Source organism: Paraburkholderia sp. GAS348 (assembly GCF_050434205.1).
Taxonomy (GTDB): domain Bacteria; phylum Pseudomonadota; class Gammaproteobacteria; order Burkholderiales; family Burkholderiaceae; genus Paraburkholderia.
Genome location: NZ_JBNPVT010000027.1, coordinates 1 through 20,720, shown reverse-complemented (window position 1 = coordinate 20,720; position 20,720 = coordinate 1). Strand labels below are relative to the sequence as shown.

Sequence of the window (20,720 nt, the reverse complement as noted above, 5' to 3'; positions counted from 1 at the left end):
CCTTCGCTGCGGCGACGGTGGTAGATCAATGCGCTACGACAACATCGCTGTCGGCCACGCGCGCCGTCGTGCGAATCGCGATGACGGCAAGCATCGCTGCCGCAAGAGGTACAGCCAACGCCAGATAGAATCCGCCCGGGCCTCCGTGCGCAAGGACCGTACCGCCTATAGCGGAACCCGCGATCGCACCGACCCGGCCCATTCCGATCGCCCACCCGGTCGCCGTTGCGCGCAGTGTCGTCGGATAGGCGCCCACCACCAGATAGTTCAGCGCGATTTGCTGACCGCCGATACCAAGCCCTGCCGCCCCCGCAAGCGCAAAGACCAGGCCCCACTCAGTTCCGGCATAAGCAAGCCCGGCGGAAATCGCAATGCCAAGTCCTAGCAGCACCATCAGCAAACGGCGAGTGTTCACTTTGGGAAGAAGCATCGAGAGGGGAATGGCACAGACGATGAACACTGCATTCACGATTACCGTACCCATCGGCGCTTGCGAAACGGGCAGGCCCGCGGCTTTCAGCACGGTGGGCAGCCACGAGAGGAACATGAACCACGCAACCCAGTTGCACAGATATACGGCCCAGATAGCAATGGTGTTGCGCGCATTGCCATTGCTGAACAGTGCGGTAACGCTGGCGCGTGCGGCCGTCCCCGGGACCTGAAATATCGCGTCGGCCGGCAACGCGACGCTCACGATGCGACGCAGTGTGTTGCGCACACGCTGCGCGCTGTCGTTGCTTGACCGACTAACCAGATATTGGAGAGACTCCGGCAACGCAAAATACAGCACGACGAGGAGCAGCAGCGGCGCCCCTCCGCCGACGACGAACACGCCCTGCCATCCGATCACAGGCATCATGCGCGCCGCCAGCAGTCCACCCAGCATCGCTCCTGCCGGCAGGCCCAGCAGAACACCCGTCATGATCGAGCCTCGGTGGCGCGCCGAGCCGTACTCCGCGGCAAGGGCGAGCAGAACCGGTGTACAGCCGCCCATGCCGAGTCCGGCGATGAATCGCAAAGCCAGAATCTGCGCGGTGCCACTCGCGCAGGCCGTCAGCAGCGACGCAACGCTGAACACAGCGACTCCAACGAGCAGCGCCGGACGGCGGCCTACCCTGTCGCCGATCAGACCCAACGTCATCGCGCCGATCGTCATGCCGAGCGTCCCGGCAATCAGGATGGGCGCGAGATCGCCCGGACGCAAGCCGAACGTCGCGACAATCGCCGGGCCCGTAAAAGCGATGGCTTGCGTGTCGAAACCATCGAACACCGTGGTTGCAAAGCAAAGAAGGAAGATGCCCCACTGATAGAGCCGAAGCGGCTCGCGATCAATGAGCGATGCGATGTCGAGAGGCTTGCTCAAGATGTCTCCGTGCGTGCGCGACAGCGTCGCTTTTGTTTTATAGGGGTCGGTAACGGGCCTCAGGTTATGCGAACCCGCATTATTCCGCCAATACCGAATGGGACTGCCTCCATACCGTCAGAGCATGGACGTGCTGGTGATCCAGGAACCGTATTGCCTGATTGGTTGATTGCCGGCGAGCCGACCCAAGCGCAATATCCGTGAGCCGATTTCTTTGACGATTCAGGACTTTCGAACCGGGCACTGACACCCTATTCCAGTTGGGAATAGCTCTTATGTTCCGGCGCCGCCTACTGCGAAGGTGCTGCATCGTCGATACTCGTGTGACTATTGTTTTTGGTTCGAGGCAATCGATGGTCAAGTTTCTCGCATATACAGCAGCATCCGCCCCTGCTGCGTCTCAACCGGGCCTCCAACAGGCAGAACGTATTTTTGGCGTAGTGCCGAATCTCCAGGCGCATTTGGCCGAGTCGCCGGAAACACTGTCCGGCTATTTCACGCTTCTCGAGCTTTTCTCCAAGAGCACCTTGAGCTCAGTGGAACAGCAAGTTGTATCGATGACTGCAAACTTCGAGAACAACTGCCACTATTCGATGGCTGGACACAGCGCTCGCGCGTTGCAGGTCGGCATGGATCCGACGCTCGTCGCTGCCTTACGTGAAGGCAAGCCACTCGCGGATCCGAAGCTTGAAGCGTTGCGTCGCTTCACGACGCATGTTGTACGGGAACGTGGTTTCGTTGCTGAAGCGGACATCAACGCCTTTCTGGCGGCGGGTTACTTGCGCCGAAACGTGCTAGAGGTGTTGCTCGGTGTAGCGGCGAAGATCTTGGGCAATTACACAAACCATATTGTCGGTACGGAATATGATGATTTCATGCGGGGACACGAATGGAGCAAGCCGTCTGCCTCCGACGCGAACGCCATTCTCGCAAGCACGCGATGAATACCCGGCTTGCCTTTACCTCTCAGATACGCGACATTTCTGGAACCGCCGGTAGCGAAGCAGAACACCTTGATCCAAGGCGGATGCACCGGATCGCTCGCCGATCCGGCGAGCTTCGAATCTAAAACGTATGCCAAAGTCGGACGGCGCTTGATACCGTTCCTGATGCTGTGCTATCTGGGCGCTCCTCCGTGCTTGACTACGGCGGCTTACATGCCGCCAAACGGTTTCTTCACCGTCAGCTTGCTGGTCACCGACGTCACTCCGGGAACGCCCCTGGCGATCGCCTCGGCCTTGCCGATCTGGGCAGTTTCCGTGACCGTGCCATTCAGTGTCACCGCGCCGTCTTTCGCGATGACACTGATGTCTCCAGCGCTGATTTCCTTGTCCCTCCCGATGGCGGCATAAATCCTACGGCGCAGGGCACGGTCCGCTTTCCTGCCCGCGGGAGCCACAGCGCCCGATGCCGCCATCACGGAAGCACCCTGCGCACTGGCTGCGTCACCGGTCTGGGACCACGCCGTCGTGGACGCTGCAACGAACCATGCGGCGACCCACAGCTCGAGTGTCTTGATTGTTTTCATGGATTACTCCGGTTTATAAAGATGACGAAATCAGAAGCTATGGCGAATGCCGACCATGGCCGCAGTGGTGGAGACGCCCGGCGCAACCGGAGCCCCATAGATGATCGTCTGGTTCATCGTCCCCTTGTTGTCGACATAGCCGACTTGCGCGTACACCTTGGTCCTTAGGGATAGGTTGTATTCGGCACCCACTGCGATTTCGCTCGAGTGATTCGCTGAATGGTTCCGGTCCTTCAGGTAGTAGTAGCCGGACGTGATCTTGAAGTACGGATTGAATTGGTAGCCGATGCCACCCGACACCATTTCGAAGTCGACGGTGTTGCTCTTCGCCGGGTTCTTGCCGATGCCGTACGAGGCGGACATAGAAAACCCGCTGATCGTATACATCGCACCGAAATAGTAGAAGCGATTATTGCTCTGGCCTGTCGCAGGCGCAGCCGGCGCCGCCGGATAGGTCAGCGGGAACGGATTGGTGTCATGTCCGTTGTAGTACACAGCGGACAGGTTTAGACCGTAATTCGAATACTTGAGCACAGCCGACTCACGCGTGCCGCCCTGGAACTGCCCTGCGACGCCACCCGGCGCATACTCTAGCGCAAGCGAGGCGCCATAGAATTTTGGTGAATTGTAGACCAGCGCGTTGCTGTCATAGAGGGCGCCGACTGGAGCATTCGTGCTGGTGCCGGGCCAGCCGGCCGCCTGATTGATGCCGAGCCACGCAGTCAGGATACTGCCGAAATACTGTGCGCCGCGTACGTCGGTTTCCGCCATCGCATAGATCATCGGGATGATCTGCCGGCCGGCGTCGAACGTGCCAAACGGCCCGCTTGCCCCGATCGTCGAGAACTGGTTGAAGATTGCGGTCGTGCCCGGCGTATCGGACAGTCCGAACTTGCCGTTCGTGGTGTTGAACGTGCCTTGCAGCTTGAAGGTGATCTTGTAGCCGCCGCCAATATCTTCGCTTCCCTTCAGGCCCCAGTAGCTGGCATAGATGCCACCGTCCTTGAGTTGATAGACATGCCCCAGGTTATGCGCGGTCGGCAGGAACGTTGCGGTCGAAGTGCTCTGATACAGGAATCCATTGTCGAGTACGCCATAGAGCGTGACCGACGACTGGGCATGGGCTGATGCCGAAAAAAATATCAGCACTGCCAGGCTGCTTGACTTCAATTTCATTGTGTCTCCTCCTGGTTTGGGGCGCGCCGGGTGAACCCGGCAGCTTATGGCTTGTTGCTTGAATGAAACTGTGTTGCTGCCACGTCGGTGTCTCAGGCCGACAGGAATTGCGCAAGATCCCGGTACCGATGCGCGGCCTGGATCACGGTGCCGACTTGCACGCCGGTGCCTGCGCGGGACTGGCGGCCGGATCCCCAAGACTCACGACCAGCTTCCCGCCGACGACCCGAACCGGGAAAGTCGTCAGGCTCAACCCACCCACGCCCGGCATGCAGCCGGTGCGCAGGTCGAAGCGCAGACCGTGCGCCGGGCAGCGCAGCACACACCCCTCCAGCTGACCGCTTGCGACCGAGGCCCCGTTGTGGGGACACGCGTTGTCGATTGCGTGGATCGTGCCATCAATGTTGAACAGGACAATGCTGCGGCCATCGACGAAGGCCAGTTTGCGCTGGCCTGGCGCGAGTTCATCGACCGCGCCAACCGGTATCTGACGTGACATTGCCTGTTCCTTGATATTCGGACTGCTAACACCATAGCTCTGGCAATAGCCTCGGGAGAGTGGAATCCGATCATTCGAGTTCATGGATCAGTGTCTCCGCCATCGGCCATTCACCAAACCCTGCAGCGGGATTCAGGTGACCGACTTCGCCGAGGTCGACGAGACGACTGCCCCAGTCTTTCGCCATCGCCGCGGTACGCTCGAACTGCGCGAGCGGATCGTTGCGGCTCGCACCGACAATGCTCGGAAACGGGAGCGGCTTTCGTGGAATCGGCTGCCAACCGTTCTGAGCAATCGCATCGAAGGCCGGATAGCCTGCCGGCAGCGGTGTCTCGAGGTCGGCGGGAGCGGCGAGTAGTGCACCGTGAATCTTGCGGCTGTGCTGCTGGGCCCAATGCACCGTGATCATCACGCCCGCGCTATGCGCGACCAGGATCACCGGGCCATCGATTTTCGCGAGGGCAGCATCGAGCGCTGCAACGCGTGCCGCGCAACTGAGCTTGTCGTGCTCGAGCGGCGGCACCGAGGCCGCCTTGGGCAACTTTTGCTCCAGCAGCGTTTGCCAATGCTCCGCGACGTGGTCGCGTAAGCCCGGCACCATCAGGATGGTTGGTGTCATATCGAGAGTCATGAAGCGGTCTCCTGTCGATCGGAGTTAGCGCTTCAGCTGTCGGCCAGAGTTCGCGCTTTAACGCGTTACGCTGGTCCCCTGCAAAGCGCTTACTCCGATCTCATGCAAGATGGTTGCTGCCCGATCAGTACGGCCTGTCACCGATAATTCCGGCGCGCTCCATCTTGCGGTGACACGGCGAATAGTCCATCACTGCATAGTGCTGCGTGCTGCGGTTGTCCCAGATCGCGATGCTGTCGGGTTTCCAGCGCCAGCGGACCTGGTACTCGGGGATGTAGGCCTGGCTGATGAGATAGCGCAGCAGGTCACCCGCGCCCGGATTGGCGTCCTGCCCGAAGCGCACCCGCGCCGGCGTGTGGTAATTGGTGAAATGGGTGGTGAAGGCACTCACGAACAACACCTTCTCACCGGTCTCCGGGTGCGTGCGCACGACCGGATGCTCCGCGTCCGGGAATTGCACCTTAAGAGCGAGACGTTTTTCGATCGGCATCGCGGCACCGAAGCTCGCCTCGATGCTGTGGCGGGCCCGCAGGTCCGCGATCTGGGTCTTGACGTGGTCCGGCAGGTTCTCGTAGGCGAGGACCATGTTCGCCCACATCGTGTCGCCCCCGACGGGCGGGCACTCCACGCAGCGCAGGACAGCGCCGAACTGCGGCGCCTCGCGCCAGGTGGCATCCGCGTGCCACGCGTTTTCATACCGGTCGTTGGGCTGATCCGGGTTCTTGTAGATGCGCACGAGGCCCGGATGCTCGGGATCGCTGCCGGCGACGGGATGGTCTTCCAGAGCGCCGAAACGGCGCGCGAATGCGACGTGCTCGGCGCGCGAGATAGCCTGGTCGCGCAGGAACAGCACCCTGTGCTCAAGCAGCGCCGCCCGGATCCCGGCAAACAGGCTGTCATCGTGGATGGCATCGGCGAGATTCACCCCGATCAGTTCGGCACCGATGGCACACGTCAATTGTTCGACTCGCATGGCCCGCTCCTCAGATGACGAAGACCGATGAGCCGGTCGTCTTACGCGTTTCGAGGTCGCGGTGGGCCTGCGCCGCGTCCTCCAGCGCGTAACGCTGGTTGAGTTCGATCTTGATGCGGCCCGCGGCGACATGCCCGAAGAGTTCGCCGGCGAGTTCGTCCTTCTCGGCGGGGTCGGCGATATAGTCCGCCAGCGCGGGGCGCGTCAGGTAGAGCGAGCCCTTCATTGCCAGAATCTGTGGATTGAACGGCGGGATCGGCCCGGACGCCGTGCCGACGCAGACCATCAAGCCACGGCGCCTGAGCGAATCGAGCGACGCCTCGAAGGTATCCTTGCCGACGCTGTCGAACACGACGTCCACGCCCACGCCGTTGGTCAGTTCGCGCACGCGCTTCGCGACGTCCTCCCGGCTGTAGTAAACGATGTGATCGCAGCCATGCGCACGGGCCACCTCGCCCTTGGCCTCGTTTGACACCGTGCCGATCACGGTGAGACCCAGCAGCTTCGCCCATTGCGACACAATCAGGCCGACACCGCCGGCGGCGGCATGCAGCAGGATAGTGTCGCCCGCCCTGAAGTCATGAATGCGGCGCATCAGGTACGACGAGGTCAGGCCTCGCATCGTCATGCCGGCCGCCGTTTCGCAGGAGATCGCATCCGGCAGCTTGATGAGCGGGGCCGCCGGGATCAGGCGTTCAGTGCTGTAGGCGCCGAGTGTGTTGAGAAATCCCGTGTAGGTCACGCGATCGCCGACCGCGACGTTGGTCACGTCGGAACCGATTGCCTCGACCACACCTGCAGCCTCGACACCCATGCCCGCAGGCAGCGGCACGGGGTACAGGCCCGTGCGGAAATAGGTGTCGGCGAAATTCAGGCCCACTGCCTCATGGCGCAAGCGAACCTGTCCGGGGCCGGGGTCGCCCACTTCAACGTTTTCGTAGCGCAAAACTTCGGGACCGCCGGTTTCATGGAAGCGCACTGCTTTCGCCATGTCAAATCTCCTATTCATTACTCGAACTGCAAATTTATTTGGCCTGTGATGGGGTGGCCCGCTCTGCTCTCAGGCGCACTTGCCAGGTCTAGAGCTCGCGGGTGACCGTCGGGTCAGCCCCCGGCCTGTTCACGCAGGGCACTCAACCGATCGAGGTCGACGCCATAGTTCCGCTTGCCGATGAAGAAGGCGATTGCCGCGGCGAGAGGTGCAAACGGTACGAGTTGCAACGCGCCGAGCAGCCCGATCCGGTCGGCCACGATGCCCGTCAGGACGGCAGCGGGTGCCAGCCCCAGCAGGTTGTTCGCCAGCGTCAGGGTGGCAAACGCCGACGCATGGATCGACGGCGGGGTGAGGTTCGCCACCATCGCACCCGAGGGGCCGGTCGCACCTGCGCTGAAGAACATGCCGGCACCAATCACGACGAGTTGTGCCGGACCCACCGGCATCCGGAAACCGATCGTGAGCAGCACGAAGCAGATCAGGCAGAAGGCGACGGCCGTGCTCCACTTCCTTTCCCGCTCATGCTTGCTGAGCCGGTCGGTCAGCATTCCGCACACCACCATGCCGAAAGCGGTCGCCAGCACGAACACTGCCGCGCTCATTGCCGCCTTGCCGGTAGACATGCCGTAGTAGCGGTTCAGGAAGCTGGGCATCCATGCCCATACGGCGGCTGGGACCAGCAGGTGGATACCGCTGCCGACGTAGGCGCACACGACTGACTTCGTCGAAAAGAGGCCTTTCATCAGCGCGCGGACGCTCATGCACACACGGTCGCCCTGCGCTTGCCTGATCACACTTGCAGGCTGCAGCCGCGCTAGCTGTTTTTCGGTGACGGCAAACCGGTAGAAAACCAGCAGCACGATCCCCAGGGCCGCCATTGCGCCGAACGCCGCGCGCCAGCCCAGGTGAGCCGCGACTGTCCCCCCGAGCGCCATGCCCAGCACTGAACCGAACGCCCCTCCGGCCATGAACGCGGCGGTGAGCGTGGAGCGCAGACGTGCCGGAAAGATGCTGAGCACAACCGCGATGCCGACACTGCCATAGGCGGCTTCACCGATACCGACGAAGGCGCGCGCGAGCAGCATCTCGTGATAGCTCGTCGAGAGCGCACAGCCGAGCGTCGCGAGACTCCACATCGCCGCCATCAGGACAATGCTCTTCACGCGGCCCCAGCGGTCGGCGAGCACCGAGAGCGGAAAGGTGAGCACGCCGACCATCAGCGCGACCACACTGCTCAGCGAACCCAGGCGGGTGTCGGAAAGGTTCCATGTGGCCTTGAGCATCGGGAACACCGCATTCAACACCTGCCGCGACATGTAGTCGGAGAGCAGCAACCCCACCGTCAGGGCAAATACCACCCACGCATAGGCGCGCACGTCTTTTTGCGTCGTCGAAACATCGGCCGTGGTGGGCTCAGCATGCGTGAACATGAGTCGTCTCCTTCGTGTCCAGCTCGTTGGCGACCGCCTTTTCCCTGCAGGGCAAAGGGGCCTTTATGGCTACCGTGCAACCCTCCCCGGCATACCGGAGAGCCCTACCTTTGAAACCCGACATCCGCGAAGCGTCAGCCGCGTACCCATCCCTTACGCCGCGCGCAGCGGCAGGTTCTTAACGCCTGCCTTCCGGTTCGGTGCCATGCCGTTGGCCGCGAGTGTCTCGTCGACCGTGTTGTACTGCACGCCGATCTTGTAGATCTCGCGCGCCTCCTCACCGCTTGCGATCTCGCGGCCCAGTTCGCGGGCCACGCGCACGCACTGCTCGATCTGCTGCACCGAGGTCATGCGGTTGCCGTGCTGGTCGATGATCGTGTCTTCGATGCCGCAGCGAGGATGCAGGCCCATGGCCATCGCCATCATGTTGAACGGCAGGACGTTCTTCAGCAACGACTCGGCCGTGACCGTGCCGCCGTCCGGCGCACGGTGAACGAAGTTGAAGAAGTTGTGCGGGTTCGGACCGTCAAAGCCGCCGCCGATTCCGATCCACGTCAGGTTCAGCGGCCCCTTGTAGACGCCCTTGCGCACCAGGCGGTCGAGCGTTTCGAGCGCATGGATACCGGTGAGCTGGAAATGCGGCTGGATGCCCGATGCCTGCAGGCGTCGCAGGTGTTCCTCAACCCAGCCCGGACCCGCGGGCACCGTCATTTCACTGTAGGCAGCCATGAGCGCGGGATTGGCCAGCGACGTGCCTTCCAGGTATTCCGGATAGAGCAACTCCATGATGTTCATCTGCGTGGTGTTGATCGCCACCGTCACCTGATCGGGCTTCGGGTCGAGGTCGGCCAGCATGTGACGCGTGTCGTCGGACAGCCACTTCGCAGCCTGGCCGTCGTCTTCCGGCGCGAACGAGATCGAACCTCCCACCTGGATGATCATGTCCGGCACGGCCGCGCGCACACCCGCGATCAGTTCGTTGAATTTCGACAGGCGCTTGGAGCCCTTGCCATCCAGTTCACGCACGTGCAGGTGCAGGACGGTCGCGCCGGCGTTGTAGCAATCGACGGCCTTCTGGATCTGCTCCTCCATCGTCACCGGAATGTCTTCCGGGAAATCCTCGGGCATCCATTCCGGGCCGTACGGAGCAGTCGTGATGACAACCTTGTCCTGGTTCTCGGGGTGCAGCGAATCGTCGAGGAATTGCATCGTGTTCTCCAATAGGGGGACGGTATTCCGACGCTCGCGACACGGCTGGCCGAATCAAAACTGGTCGGAACATGATGAACCATTGAGATCGCACGATACGGCAATCCTGCATTACACTTTTGTGATTGGGCGCCATCCTTTTAGCGTTTCATGCCACTGCGCGTTAACACCAGTATGTGCGCGCGGTAGGCATTTTCATTACCGGACGGCAAGGCGCTGCCCGTAAGATGCGTGCGGAGGCATAACGATGGAATCGATGCTGCGCTCGGTAGCCATGAGCGGCTACTTCGATGTGACGCGGCGGGTCGGACTGAACCCGGTCGAGCTTGCGCAGCAGGTCGGGATCGATACCGCGGCGCTGGCGAATCCGGACGATCGCATTCAGGCAGCCGCCGCGTGCCGGCTGCTGGAACTTACGGCCGAAAAAGCGTCATGCCCGACTTTCGCGCTGCAAATGGCCGAGACCCGGCAGAAGTTCGGTACCGGTGTGGTCAATGTCCTGCTCGCGCACAAACGCACGCTGCGCGAGGTGTTGCTGGCCACAGCCGAATACCGGCATCTACTAAACGAAGCCCTGGCTGTGTACGTCGAGGACGCGGGCGAAACGGTCACAATCCGGGAAGAACTGGTCGTCGAAGCGGGTACCCCAACGAATCAGGCGATCGAACTCACGGTCGGTGTCCTCTGGCGCCACTCCAGCGCCCTGCTTGGTGATCACTGGAAACCACGCTCCGTCCATTTTGTTCATCAAGCACCGAAAGACCTGACGTTTCATCGACGGTTCTTCGGCTGTCCGTTGGAGTTCGGCAGCGATTTCAACGGCTTCGTGTGCGCGGTCGCCGATCTCGACTACCCGAATCCCGCCGCTGACCCGGAACTGGTGCGATATGCCGAGAGCCTCGCGGATTCGCTCAATGTGACGGGTGTCGATTCGACCGCGCTGGAAGTGCGCAAGGCGATCTACCTGTTGCTGCCCCTCGAGCAGGCCACCGTCGAGCGGGTTGCCCGCCATTTATGTCTGAGCGTTCGCACCATGCAGCGCCAACTTGAACTGGCGCATACCAGCTTCTCGCGTCTGGTCGAGGAAGTCAGGGGCGAACTTGCCGTGCGCTATATGAGCAACCCACGCTATCCCATCGGGCGGGTTTCCGCACTGCTAGGCTATTCACAGCAGGGTTCCTTCACGAACTGGTTTTATGCACGCTTTGGCGTGACGCCGCGTGACTGGCGCAACAGCCATTTGAAATGATCGCGCTGCGCCTTGGGCTTTCGAAGGCTTCGATCGCAAGCCAGTCGTCAAATCACCGAAAGCTCGCCACCACACATCGCCTGGAAACCGGCGCAGACATCCGCCGCTCAATAGTCGACTCGTCCTGCGCAGATAGTGCGACGAGGCCTGTCGACCTAGACAGTCGTGTTCATCACCCACGAGCGTCTGGTGCGCGAGCCAAGACGGATAAACCTTCACGGGTCGCGAACGGCTAATAACTCGTCTCGAGTCCATGCAGCAGTTCGAACGTTGCGTTGAGATCGGCGAGATCGATCGGCGCCACCCGATAGCCAATGTACTGGCGATGCGTGACCAATCCTTCGGAGACGAGCACCTTCAGCGCCTCCCGCAAAGGCGTTTTCGATACGTCGAAGGTGACACACAGTTCCTTTTCGTCGATCCTGGCACTCGGCGGCAACTCGCCTTCATCGATCATCACGCGCAGGCGCGCGCCGATCTCGGCAGCCATGCCGGGAATGCGCACAAACATTGCAACCCGCGCCAATCGAGGACTCACCTGCAACGTCGTAGCAACCGGAATTGGGAGATGGGTCCATCGAGTCGAACGCTCAAACCCGAGCGATCGTTTAACCCGCTATCGAGCAAAGGCAGTCATCGCAATTTTGCATTGTCATTAATTTGGCTCGCTATTTAATAAGTTGAAAAAAGGTACTCCATAGACTAGAGTGGTCCGTAACTTCTATCTGCGTACATATTCTAATCTCCAACACGGGAAGCGGATAACAGGCTATCTCGTCATTGATCACGGCGACCCATGGTGGATCAGCTCTAACGTCTGGGTTGTGCCGGTCAGCAATCCGAACTAACCATGGCCGCTTTCCGATGCAAGCCAGCGCAATTTATCCTGATACAGATGCGCGAACGGCATATATAGCAGATTTTTATTTGCAAAAAAGACTCGACTTTATTTCGATCAGCGCCTATATCGAGACGCAAGGTGTGCCCCGTTGTGCCGCATATGTATTTATCGCGATCCAGGTCTTATTCCAGGAAAGGGGATCACTATGCAATCCGCATGCAAGGTGATTGGCAATATGCGCCATGTTCGCCGCGCCCTGATTGTTTTCACTCTGATCGCGGTCGCTGCATTCCAGCCTGCCGCAGGCCAAAGTCTCATCATCAAAGATCTCGGCGCGCTCCCCGGTGGCTTTAACTACAGCAACGCTCTCGGGATCAACGAGCGCGGCCAGGTGGTCGGCTATTCGTCCATCGCAGGTGGGTACGCGCACGCCTTTCTGTATGAACACGGGGTGATGACTGACCTGGGCACGCTCCAGGGTAGTAACGGCAACAGCCATGCTCAGGGGATCAACAATCGCGGCCAGGTGATCGGCATATCGTCTACCGCAAGCGGGGCCGTGCACGGCTTTCTGTTTGAAAACGGGGTGATGACTGACCTGGGCACGCTCCCCGGTCGCAACGACAGTAACGCTTTTGGGATCAACAATCGCGGCCAGGTGGTCGGCGAGTCGGATCCCGGAACCAACCCGTACTTGCCGCACGCCTTTCTGTTCGAACACGGGGTGATGACCGACCTGGGCACGCTCCCCGGGGACAACTTCAGCGAAGCTGTCGGGATCACCGAGAGCGGCCAGATCGCGGGTAACTCCACGTCGCACGCTATCCTTTGGACACGAGAAAAATGACTGCCGGTCTCTAGTGGTTCACAAATCCTTCCACTCATACCCGAGCTGTTGTCGCTCAATGCCGGCCTTCAGGTCGATCTTGTTCTTTCGGACTTCGTACGAGATATGGCGGAAGATCGGATCGATCTGGAGATCCGGGTGGGCCCCGTCATCGATCTTGATGCGGTTGTGAGGCGCCTGGCTAGCATCCCGCGCCCGGGTGCGTGACGGGAGTACGAGGTGCCTGCTGGTCTGCGGGCGTTCATAGACGTGCTGAGAGAGGTCAATCACTAGCGCATGTGAATGTTCATCCGAAGAATCTATTGAGATGCCGCACGGTTTCTTCCGGTTGCTCATCTGGAATCCAGTGCCCGGTATTCGGTAGCTTTAACACTGTCGCGTCAGGGGCAGCCGTGCCAAGGAAAGCAGCGAGGAAGTCGTAGCTGATACCGCCTAGCCCGAGCACCGGAATAGTCAGCGGCGCATAGCCGCCAGCATCAGCGATGTCAGTTGCAAAGGAGGAGAACCAGCTGTTGGCTGCGCGTAGCGCATCCGCGCTGTCGTAAGCTGCCGTATACACCGCGCGGTCGTGCGAGGTGATTGCTGTCCTGTCGGCTGCCAGGTAGTCGAACAGCCAATCCTGCACGATGCCGTAGCGGCCCGCGAACACTCGTTCTGACAGTCCTGGAATCTGGTTGAAAGCAAACCACCAGGGATGTACCGCGCGCGCCGGATTTTCCAGATCGTAGGTACCCGGCGCTGGAAGCAGAGGAATCTGCTCGAATACCGCGAATGGATGCGGCGAGTCCATCATCACCAGCTTACGCGTAGCCTCTGGATGGTTAGCGGCAAAACTGTAGGCCACCCTCGCGCCGACATCGTTGCCAGCGATATTCACCGGACCTAGGTCAAGCTGGGATACGAGGGCGTGGATGTCCGACGCCATGGTCTTCTTGTCGTAACCGTCGTCGGGTTTGTCCGAGCTGCCCATGCCGCGAAAATCGACGGCGAGCACGCGATAGCGTTCGGCGAGCGGCGGCAGTACGCGCTTGAATTCCCACCAAATCTGCGGCCAGCTCGGCAGTAGGATCAGCGGGGCGCCGGTACCACCTTCCACGTATTGCAGGCGGATACCGTTGACTTCGGCGTAAGCGTTCGTGAAACCTGGCAGCGTTGCGACAAGGTCGGCGTCGCTGATCGGACCGAGTGATGAAGGAGGCAGTAGCGCACGTGCACAAAAGCAAGATCGCCATCTATCGCAATGCGTTTAACCTCGCATGGAATGCGCCCGGCCTGCTTGATGTAGCCCAAGATGCCGTCGAGCCCATCTGGAAAAAGCGGATTGTGTTGAATATATGGCCCGCTCACGAAATCCGGATACAGGTTCGCCTGGCCCTTGTTGAAGATCTTCTCGTAGATAGTGTCAAGCACTTGTAGGACGTGATCCCTGTTCATGATTTCGCCTCCGTGTTTTGTAGCTCTCATTGGAAACGTTCTTTGGAAGATGATCCATACCAATATGGTGATAAAACATAGCAATTCGTCTCATTCTGCTAGGATACGGTCATGAATGCGTTGAACGGTTGGTTGAAAGCAGTCCGGGCCGACGGCTTGGTGCTGGTGCGCACACGCGTGGCAGGCCCATGGGGGTTCGAGGTGCAACCTCGCAACGCCGTGGTGTTCCACTTCGTGGCGGAAGGGCGTGCTTTCGTGCGCCAACCCGAGACGAAAACGATGGAATTGCAGGCTGGTGAACTAGTCTTGTTCCCGCGTGGCAGTGCGCATGAAGTGGCGCATTCTGGGCGAGGCAAAGCCATGCCGCTGGAAACGTTCCTGGCTAGGCGTGATGGTGTCGTCGACCGCGACCCAAAGGCCACCACGCTGATTTGCGGCCAGTTCGACGTAGATCAGCACTTGGTGCTTCCCGCTCTGCGGGCGCTACCACAAGCCGTGTCGCTCCGCGCTGGAATGAAACCTGGATGTTCACCGCTATGCGACACGTTGCGGATGCTTCGTAACGAAGTGGAGACGCCAAACTTCGGGAATCAGATCGTGGTTCGTAACCTGCTCTCGTCCTTGTTCGTCTACTTCATGCGCGATTGGGCCGACGCTGCATCTCCGGCAACAAACGACTGGTTTTCGGCGCTGCGTTCGCCGCACATCACACGGGTTCTCGCGCACATACACGAAGCACCCGAACGTGCGTGGACACTGGAGGATCTCGCCAAAGAAGCTGGTTTGTCGCGCGCTGCGTTCGCCCGCAACTTCAGCAATTCAGTCGGTGAACCACCGCACAGCTATCTAACGCGCTGGCGCATGGGGATTGCCGCTCAACTGCTCGAGCAGACCGATCTGCGACTTCGCGATATCGCGGCGCGCGTTGGATACCAGTCAGAATTTTCCTTCAGCCGCGCCTTCAAATCGACTCGTGGCGTCGCGCCGATTCAGTATCGGCGCGCGAGACTCGATTGCCGATGAGGGAAGTCCAGTCGTCGAAATTAGGGCGCAAAACTGTCGCCCTATATTAAAGTTAGGCCGACATCCGAACCTGCGAGAGGAGAATCATGAGTAAAGTATTCGTCAACATTGGACTTAGCCTCGATGGCTACATGGCACCGGAAGGAATGACCATGGAGAATTGGGACACGCCTGAGTACAAGAACTGGGGCGCCAAGTGGGGTGCGCTGATGGCCTGGATCTTCAATCAACAGTACTTCCGCGAGAACCACAAGCTCGGACCAGGGGGAGAGACTGGCCCGGTCAATGACCTGCTTCGCAGCACAACGGAGCGCATCGGCGCCAACATTATGGGCAAGCGAATGTTCGAGCAAGGCGAGCGCGCCTGGCCGGAGGAGGCTCCGTTTCACACACCGGTATACGTTCTTACGCACGAGAAACGCGAACCCTGGGTGCGCCCGGGTGGGACGATCTTCCACTTCATCAATGACGGGCCGGAGCGTGCCCTTGAGCTGGCTCGGGAATCCGCAGGCAGTCGTGATATTCGTATCGCGGGTGGAGCCGATGTGATCCAGCAATACCTGACCATGGGTGTCGTTGACGAGCTGGAAATCGCCTTGTCATCCGTGTTGTTCGGCGGTGGGCGGCGTCTCTTCGAGAACCTGGGCGAGCCAGGGCCGCAGTTTCGCATTGACAGGGTTCTTGATGGTCCAGCCGCCACGCACTTGCGCTATGTGCGTCAGTGAGGCCGGCCTGACAATCGGTTGCAGCGAACGGTCCGCTGTGCGGGCCGCCGCTGAACCGGAGCGTTGAATGTCTGCTTCCCAATTGTTGAATTGACCGCTGTGGATCATCCTGAGCCGGTCATCGCCGGCCTCATTGCGGCCAGTTTCGGTCGTTCGTCGCCATGTAACTTGCGGCTTTGGCCTCTCTTGCCAACTGCATCGCTTTTAAACTGTCGTGTGAGATAGTCAAACCTCACTGAGTGGAGCCTATGGCCCCAAGAAATCCAGCACACGTGGCGCTTTGCCGTAGCGCGATTGTTCGAAGCCATTGGATGCGCCAATGCTCGCCTGGGGTCAAACTATGCCGGGCCGGCAACCGTTAACTCATTCCCCCGGCACCCTCACCCACCCCTCCATCAACACCCGCGCACTCCGGCTCATAATGGCTTTGGTGACCGTCCACTCGCCGCCTTCCTCCCGAGCTTCGGCCCCCACTCGCAGCGTCCCCGACGGATGTCCAAACCGCACCGCAGCGCGCGCCCCACCTCCCGCGGCAAGATTCACCAACGTCCCTGAAATCGCCGCTGCCGTACCAATCGCTACAGCAGCAGTCCCCATCATCGCGTGATGCAGCTTGCCCATCGACATCGCCCGCACCAGCAGATCGACGTCACTCGCGGCAACACGCTTGCCGCTGGAAGCCACGTAGTCAGCAGGCTTGGCCACAAACGCAACCTTCGGCGTATGCTGCCGCGTCGCGATCTCATCAATGTTCTTGATCAGCCCCATACGCACCGCACCATGCGCGCGAATGGTTTCGAACATCGCGAGCGCCTTGTCGTCGCTATTGATGGCACCCTGTAGTTCGGTACCCTTATAACCGATCGATTCAGCATCCACGAAAATGGTCGGGATACCGGCATTGATCATTGTCGCCTTCAGCGTGCCGACACCCGGCACCTCGAGATCGTCGACCAGATTGCCCGTCGGGAACATCGCGCCGCCCGCGCCCTCCTCTTCGGCAGCGGGGTCCAGAAACTCAAGCTGAACCTCAGCAGCCGGAAACGTCACGCCATCGAGTTCAAAGTCGCCGGTTTCCTGCACAGCGCCATCGGTAATAGGCACATGGCCGATGATCGTCTTACCGATATTCGCCTGCCAGATACGCACGACAGCCACACCGTTCTGCGGAATCCGGCTCGCATCGACGAGACCTGCGCTGATCGCAAACGGCCCCACCGCAGCAGAAAGATTCCCGCAATTGCCGCTCCAATCGACGAAAGCCGTATCGATAGCAACCTGCCCGAAAAGATAGTCCACGTCATGGTCAGGCTTGCTGCTCTTCGCGATGATGACCGTCTTGCTCGTGCTGGAAGTCGCGCCGCCCATGCCGTCGATCTGCTTGCCATACGGGTCCGGGCTGCCGATCACACGCATCAGCAGCGCGTCGCGCGCGGCGCCCGGCACCTGGGCCGCCTCCGGCAAATCCTGCAGCCGAAAGAACACGCCTTTGCTGGTGCCGCCGCGCATGTACGTCGCCGGAATCTTGATCTGAGGTTTGTGGGCCATAAAAGTAGTGTCCTGATGAGAGAAGCTCAAAAGCCTTAAGCCGCCGCCTTCGTCGATTCAAGAAAGTCCTGCGCGAAGCGTTGCAACACACCGCCGGCTTCATAGATCGACACCTCTTCCGCCGTATCCAGGCGGCACGTCACCGACACCTCCACGCGCTCACCGCTCTTGCGATGAATCACGAGCGTGAGGTCGGCGCGCGGTTTGCGTTCGCCGATCACATCGAAGGTCTCAGTGCCGTCGATCGCCAGCGTAAGACGATTCACGCCAGGCTTGAATTCCAGCGGCAACACGCCCATGCCCACCAGATTCGTGCGGTGAATCCGCTCGAACCCTTCGGCAACAATCGCTTCCGCGCCGGCAAGACGCACGCCCTTCGCTGCCCAGTCGCGCGACGAACCCTGACCGTAGTCGGCTCCGGCAATCACGATCAGCGGCTGCTTGCGCTCCATGTAGGTTTCGATCGCTTCCCACATGCGTGTCACCTTGCCCTCGGGTTCGATGCGGGCCAACGAACCGGCCTTCACCTTGCCGTCTTCCAGCACCATCTCGTTCTTCAGCGTCGGATTCGCGAAGGTCGCGCGCTGCGCGGTCAGGTGATCGCCACGGTGCGTTGCATACGAATTGAAGTCCTCTTCCGGCAAGCCCATCTTGGCAAGGTACTCACCCGACGCACTGTCCGCCAGAATCGCATTCGACGGCGACAGGTGGTCGGTCGTGATGTTGTCGCCCAGCACAGCCAGCGGACGCATGCCCTTCAGCGTGCGCTCGCCGGCAAGCGCGCCTTCCCAATAGGGCGGACGGCGAATATAAGTGCTCATCGGACGCCAGTCATACAGCGGATCGGCCTTCTCACCCGTATCGACAGAGACGGCGAACATCGGCTCATACACCTTGCGGAATTGTTCCGGCTTCACGCTCGACGCGACGATCGCGTCGATCTCTTCATCCGACGGCCAGATGTCTTTGAGCTTGATCGCATTGCCGTCAGCGTCGACGCCAAGCACATCCTTCTCGATATCGAAGCGGATCGTGCCTGCAATCGCGTAGGCTACCACCAGCGGCGGCGACGCCAAAAAGGCCTGCTTCGCATACGGATGAATACGGCCGTCGAAGTTACGATTGCCCGACAGCACAGCCGTCGCGTACAGATCGCGATCGACGATCTCCTTCTGGATCACCGGATCCAACGCACCCGACATGCCGTTGCACGACGTGCATGCATACGCGACCACGCCAAAGCCCAATTGCTCCAATTCCGGCAACAGGCCCGCCTCTTCCAGATACAGCGTGACCGCCTTCGACCCCGGCGCGAGCGACGTCTTCGCCCATGGCTTGCGGGTCAGTCCGCGTTGATTGGCGTTACGCGCCAGCAAACCGGCGGCGATCATGTTGCGCGGATTGTTGGTGTTCGTGCAGCTCGTGATCGCAGCGATGATCACCGCGCCGTCCGGCATCAGGCCCGGCTCGTTCTCCACCTTGCCGCTGATACCGCGCGCGGCCAACTCGGACACCGGCAATCGGCGATGCGGGTTCGACGGACCCGCCAGCGTGCGCACCACGGTAGACAGATCGAACGTCAGCACGCGCTCATACTCGGCGTGCTTCAGCGTATCGCCCCACAGGCCGGTTTCCTTCGCATAGGTCTCGACCAGCTTGACGAGTTCATCGTCGCGGCCGGTGAGCTTGAGGTACTTGATGGTCTGCTCGTCGATGTAGAACATCGCTGCTGTCGCGCCGAATTCGGGCGCCATGTTGGCGATGGTGGCGCGATCGCCGAGCGTCAGGTTGGCCGTGCCTGCTCCGTAGAACTCGAGGTACGCGCCGACCACTTTTTCCCGGCGCAAAAATTCGGTCAGCGAGAGCACGACGTCGGTCGCGGTAATGCCCTCAGCCGGCTTGCCCGTGAGTTCCACGCCGACGATATCCGGCAGGCGCATATATGACGCGCGGCCCAGCATCACGCTCTCCGCTTCGAGACCACCCACGCCGATCGCGATCACGCCGAGCGCGTCCACCATCGGCGTATGCGAATCGGTGCCGACCAGCGTATCGGGGAAGGCCACGCCGTCTTTCACCTGTACCACCGGGCTCATGCGCTCCAGGTTGATCTGATGCAGGATGCCGTTACCCGGTGGAATCACGTCGACGTTCTTGAACGCGCGCTTGGTCCAGTTGATGAAGTCGAAGCGGTCTTCATTGCGGCGATCTTCAATGGCGCGGTTCTTCGCGAACGCATCCGGATCGAAACCGCCGCACTCGACGGCGAGCGAGTGATCCACCACGAGCTGCGTCGGCACGACCGGGTTGACCATCGCGGGATCGCCGCCTTGCGCGGCGATCGCATCGCGCAGGCCGGCGAGGTCGACCAGAGCGGTCTGGCCGAGAATGTCATGGCACACCACGCGTGCCGGGAACCACGGAAAATCCAGCTCGCGCTTGCGTTCGACGATCTGCTTGAGCGACGCCGTCAGCGTTACCGGATCGCAGCGGCGCACGAGGTTTTCGGCCAGCACGCGCGAGGTGTACGGCAGCTTGTCATAGGCGCCGGGCTCGATCGCATCGACCGCGGCACGCGTGTCGAAGAAATCCAGCTGGGTGCCGGGAAGGCGTTTGCGGTTGGCAGTATTCATGGCGTAGGGGACAAAACAATAATGATCCGGGGACGATGGCGGCAGCCGTGCTTCAGAATCCGCTGCCCCTCTTTCAAGCGGCGCTCCCCTGGCGTGTCAATCGGACAATCTGTGTAGTTTAGCTTGCGGTGGCGCGCCGGCTCGCAGTGTGTTTCGTTGATGCGCCGCATCAACGAAACACAACGCGCACCGCAACATGCGCTGCAAAAAATAGCCTTGGCTCGGGGTTCCTGCGAGCCAAGACCAAAACTTCATTACGTCGCGCTCATGAGACGCAATGGAGGAGAAACGCTTGCGGCTTGGTGCTTACACCCTTAGACGCGCTTGGCGAGCGGCACGAACGGCAGATCGTCGGGACCGGTGTAATTCGCGCTCGGACGGATGATCTTGTTGTCGATCCGCTGCTCGATAATGTGCGCGCTCCAGCCAGCCGTACGGGCGATCACGAACAGCGGCGTGAACATCGCCGTCGGCACGCCCATCATGTGATACGAGACCGCGCTGAACCAGTCGAGATTCGGGAACATCTTTTTCACATCTGCCATCACTGTTTCAAGTCGTTCGGCGATGTTGAACAGCTTCAGGTTGCCCGCTTCCTTCGAGAGCTTCTTCGCGAC

Annotated in this window: 20 protein-coding genes and 1 pseudogene; 6 read left to right on the top strand and 15 right to left on the bottom strand. The window is 60.6% G+C overall.

The window, feature by feature from the left end; all coding sequences use genetic code 11:
• Positions 1–25 precede the first annotated feature (25 nt).
• Positions 26–1,363: an MFS transporter gene (locus P3T22_RS29025; protein ID WP_429326828.1), complete on the bottom strand. Its 1,338-nt coding sequence runs from the start codon at positions 1,361–1,363 to the stop codon at positions 26–28.
• A gap of 353 nt (positions 1,364–1,716) precedes the next feature.
• On the opposite strand from P3T22_RS29025, the gene P3T22_RS29020 reads away from it, so the two are divergent.
• The gene (locus tag P3T22_RS29020; protein WP_063500138.1) at positions 1,717–2,307 is read left to right on the top strand and encodes a carboxymuconolactone decarboxylase family protein; all 591 of its coding nucleotides are present in this window, start codon (positions 1,717–1,719) and stop codon (positions 2,305–2,307) included.
• A 209-nt stretch (positions 2,308–2,516) separates the two neighbouring features.
• Here P3T22_RS29020 and P3T22_RS29015 read toward each other — a convergent pair whose 3' ends face one another.
• From P3T22_RS29015 to P3T22_RS28980, 8 genes are all read right to left on the bottom strand, one after another.
• Positions 2,517–2,891 (bottom strand): BON domain-containing protein, encoded by a 375-nt coding sequence (locus tag P3T22_RS29015; RefSeq protein WP_429326827.1) that lies wholly within the window; start codon positions 2,889–2,891, stop codon positions 2,517–2,519.
• A 30-nt stretch (positions 2,892–2,921) separates the two neighbouring features.
• On the bottom strand, positions 2,922–4,067 hold the full coding sequence (locus P3T22_RS29010) for a porin (RefSeq protein ID WP_063500140.1): 1,146 nt from the start codon (positions 4,065–4,067) through the stop codon (positions 2,922–2,924).
• A gap of 142 nt (positions 4,068–4,209) precedes the next feature.
• Entirely contained in the window at positions 4,210–4,566 is a 357-nt protein-coding gene (locus tag P3T22_RS29005) for a Rieske (2Fe-2S) protein (RefSeq protein ID WP_063500141.1), read from the bottom strand.
• Between the two features lie 70 nt (positions 4,567–4,636).
• Entirely contained in the window at positions 4,637–5,197 is a 561-nt protein-coding gene (locus P3T22_RS29000; protein ID WP_063500142.1) for an RBBP9/YdeN family alpha/beta hydrolase, read from the bottom strand.
• 124 nt (positions 5,198–5,321) lie between these two features.
• Entirely contained in the window at positions 5,322–6,170 is an 849-nt protein-coding gene (locus P3T22_RS28995; protein ID WP_429326826.1) for a TauD/TfdA dioxygenase family protein, read from the bottom strand.
• Positions 6,171–6,180: 10 nt separating this feature from the next.
• Positions 6,181–7,161 (bottom strand): quinone oxidoreductase family protein, encoded by a 981-nt coding sequence (locus tag P3T22_RS28990; protein ID WP_063500144.1) that lies wholly within the window; start codon positions 7,159–7,161, stop codon positions 6,181–6,183.
• A 113-nt stretch (positions 7,162–7,274) separates the two neighbouring features.
• Positions 7,275–8,594, bottom strand: a complete 1,320-nt coding sequence (locus P3T22_RS28985) for an MFS transporter (RefSeq protein ID WP_429326825.1) — start codon at positions 8,592–8,594, stop codon at positions 7,275–7,277.
• Positions 8,595–8,747: 153 nt separating this feature from the next.
• Positions 8,748–9,803 (bottom strand): 3-keto-5-aminohexanoate cleavage protein, encoded by a 1,056-nt coding sequence (locus P3T22_RS28980; protein WP_429326824.1) that lies wholly within the window; start codon positions 9,801–9,803, stop codon positions 8,748–8,750.
• A gap of 247 nt (positions 9,804–10,050) precedes the next feature.
• On the opposite strand from P3T22_RS28980, the gene P3T22_RS28975 reads away from it, so the two are divergent.
• The gene (locus P3T22_RS28975) at positions 10,051–11,052 is read left to right on the top strand and encodes an AraC family transcriptional regulator (protein WP_429326823.1); all 1,002 of its coding nucleotides are present in this window, start codon (positions 10,051–10,053) and stop codon (positions 11,050–11,052) included.
• A 244-nt stretch (positions 11,053–11,296) separates the two neighbouring features.
• Here the strand turns inward: P3T22_RS28975 and P3T22_RS28970 are convergent.
• Positions 11,297–11,563, bottom strand: a pseudogene (locus tag P3T22_RS28970) (GntR family transcriptional regulator); the annotation flags it as partial.
• A gap of 535 nt (positions 11,564–12,098) precedes the next feature.
• On the opposite strand from P3T22_RS28970, the gene P3T22_RS28965 reads away from it, so the two are divergent.
• A complete protein-coding gene (locus P3T22_RS28965) occupies positions 12,099–12,740 on the top strand; it encodes a hypothetical protein (protein WP_429326822.1) in 642 nt (213 codons plus the stop codon).
• Positions 12,741–12,758: 18 nt separating this feature from the next.
• On the opposite strand, the gene P3T22_RS28960 is transcribed toward P3T22_RS28965, so the two are convergent.
• Complete coding sequence (locus P3T22_RS28960; RefSeq protein ID WP_429326821.1) at positions 12,759–13,010, bottom strand: hypothetical protein; 252 nt, start codon at positions 13,008–13,010, stop codon at positions 12,759–12,761.
• A gap of 16 nt (positions 13,011–13,026) precedes the next feature.
• A complete protein-coding gene (locus P3T22_RS28955; protein WP_429326820.1) occupies positions 13,027–13,836 on the bottom strand; it encodes an alpha/beta fold hydrolase in 810 nt (269 codons plus the stop codon).
• A gap of 92 nt (positions 13,837–13,928) precedes the next feature.
• Between P3T22_RS28955 and P3T22_RS28950 the strand changes: the two genes are divergently transcribed.
• From P3T22_RS28950 to P3T22_RS28940, 3 genes are all read left to right on the top strand, one after another.
• Entirely contained in the window at positions 13,929–14,156 is a 228-nt protein-coding gene (locus tag P3T22_RS28950) for a hypothetical protein (RefSeq protein WP_063500150.1), read from the top strand.
• Between the two features lie 129 nt (positions 14,157–14,285).
• Positions 14,286–15,197 carry an AraC family transcriptional regulator gene (locus P3T22_RS28945; RefSeq protein ID WP_429326819.1) on the top strand — a complete coding sequence of 304 codons (912 nt, stop codon included), beginning with the start codon at positions 14,286–14,288 and terminating at the stop codon, positions 15,195–15,197.
• An 86-nt stretch (positions 15,198–15,283) separates the two neighbouring features.
• Positions 15,284–15,922 (top strand): dihydrofolate reductase family protein, encoded by a 639-nt coding sequence (locus tag P3T22_RS28940; protein WP_429326818.1) that lies wholly within the window; start codon positions 15,284–15,286, stop codon positions 15,920–15,922.
• A gap of 363 nt (positions 15,923–16,285) precedes the next feature.
• Here P3T22_RS28940 and prpF read toward each other — a convergent pair whose 3' ends face one another.
• From prpF to P3T22_RS28925, 3 genes are all read right to left on the bottom strand, one after another.
• Positions 16,286–17,470: a 2-methylaconitate cis-trans isomerase PrpF gene (gene prpF, locus P3T22_RS28935; protein ID WP_429326817.1), complete on the bottom strand. Its 1,185-nt coding sequence runs from the start codon at positions 17,468–17,470 to the stop codon at positions 16,286–16,288.
• Between the two features lie 35 nt (positions 17,471–17,505).
• Positions 17,506–20,103 carry a Fe/S-dependent 2-methylisocitrate dehydratase AcnD gene (gene acnD, locus P3T22_RS28930; protein ID WP_429326816.1) on the bottom strand — a complete coding sequence of 866 codons (2,598 nt, stop codon included), beginning with the start codon at positions 20,101–20,103 and terminating at the stop codon, positions 17,506–17,508.
• Between the two features lie 314 nt (positions 20,104–20,417).
• The coding region (locus tag P3T22_RS28925; protein WP_429326815.1) for a citrate/2-methylcitrate synthase at positions 20,418–20,720 on the bottom strand (303 nt) is incomplete at its 5' end.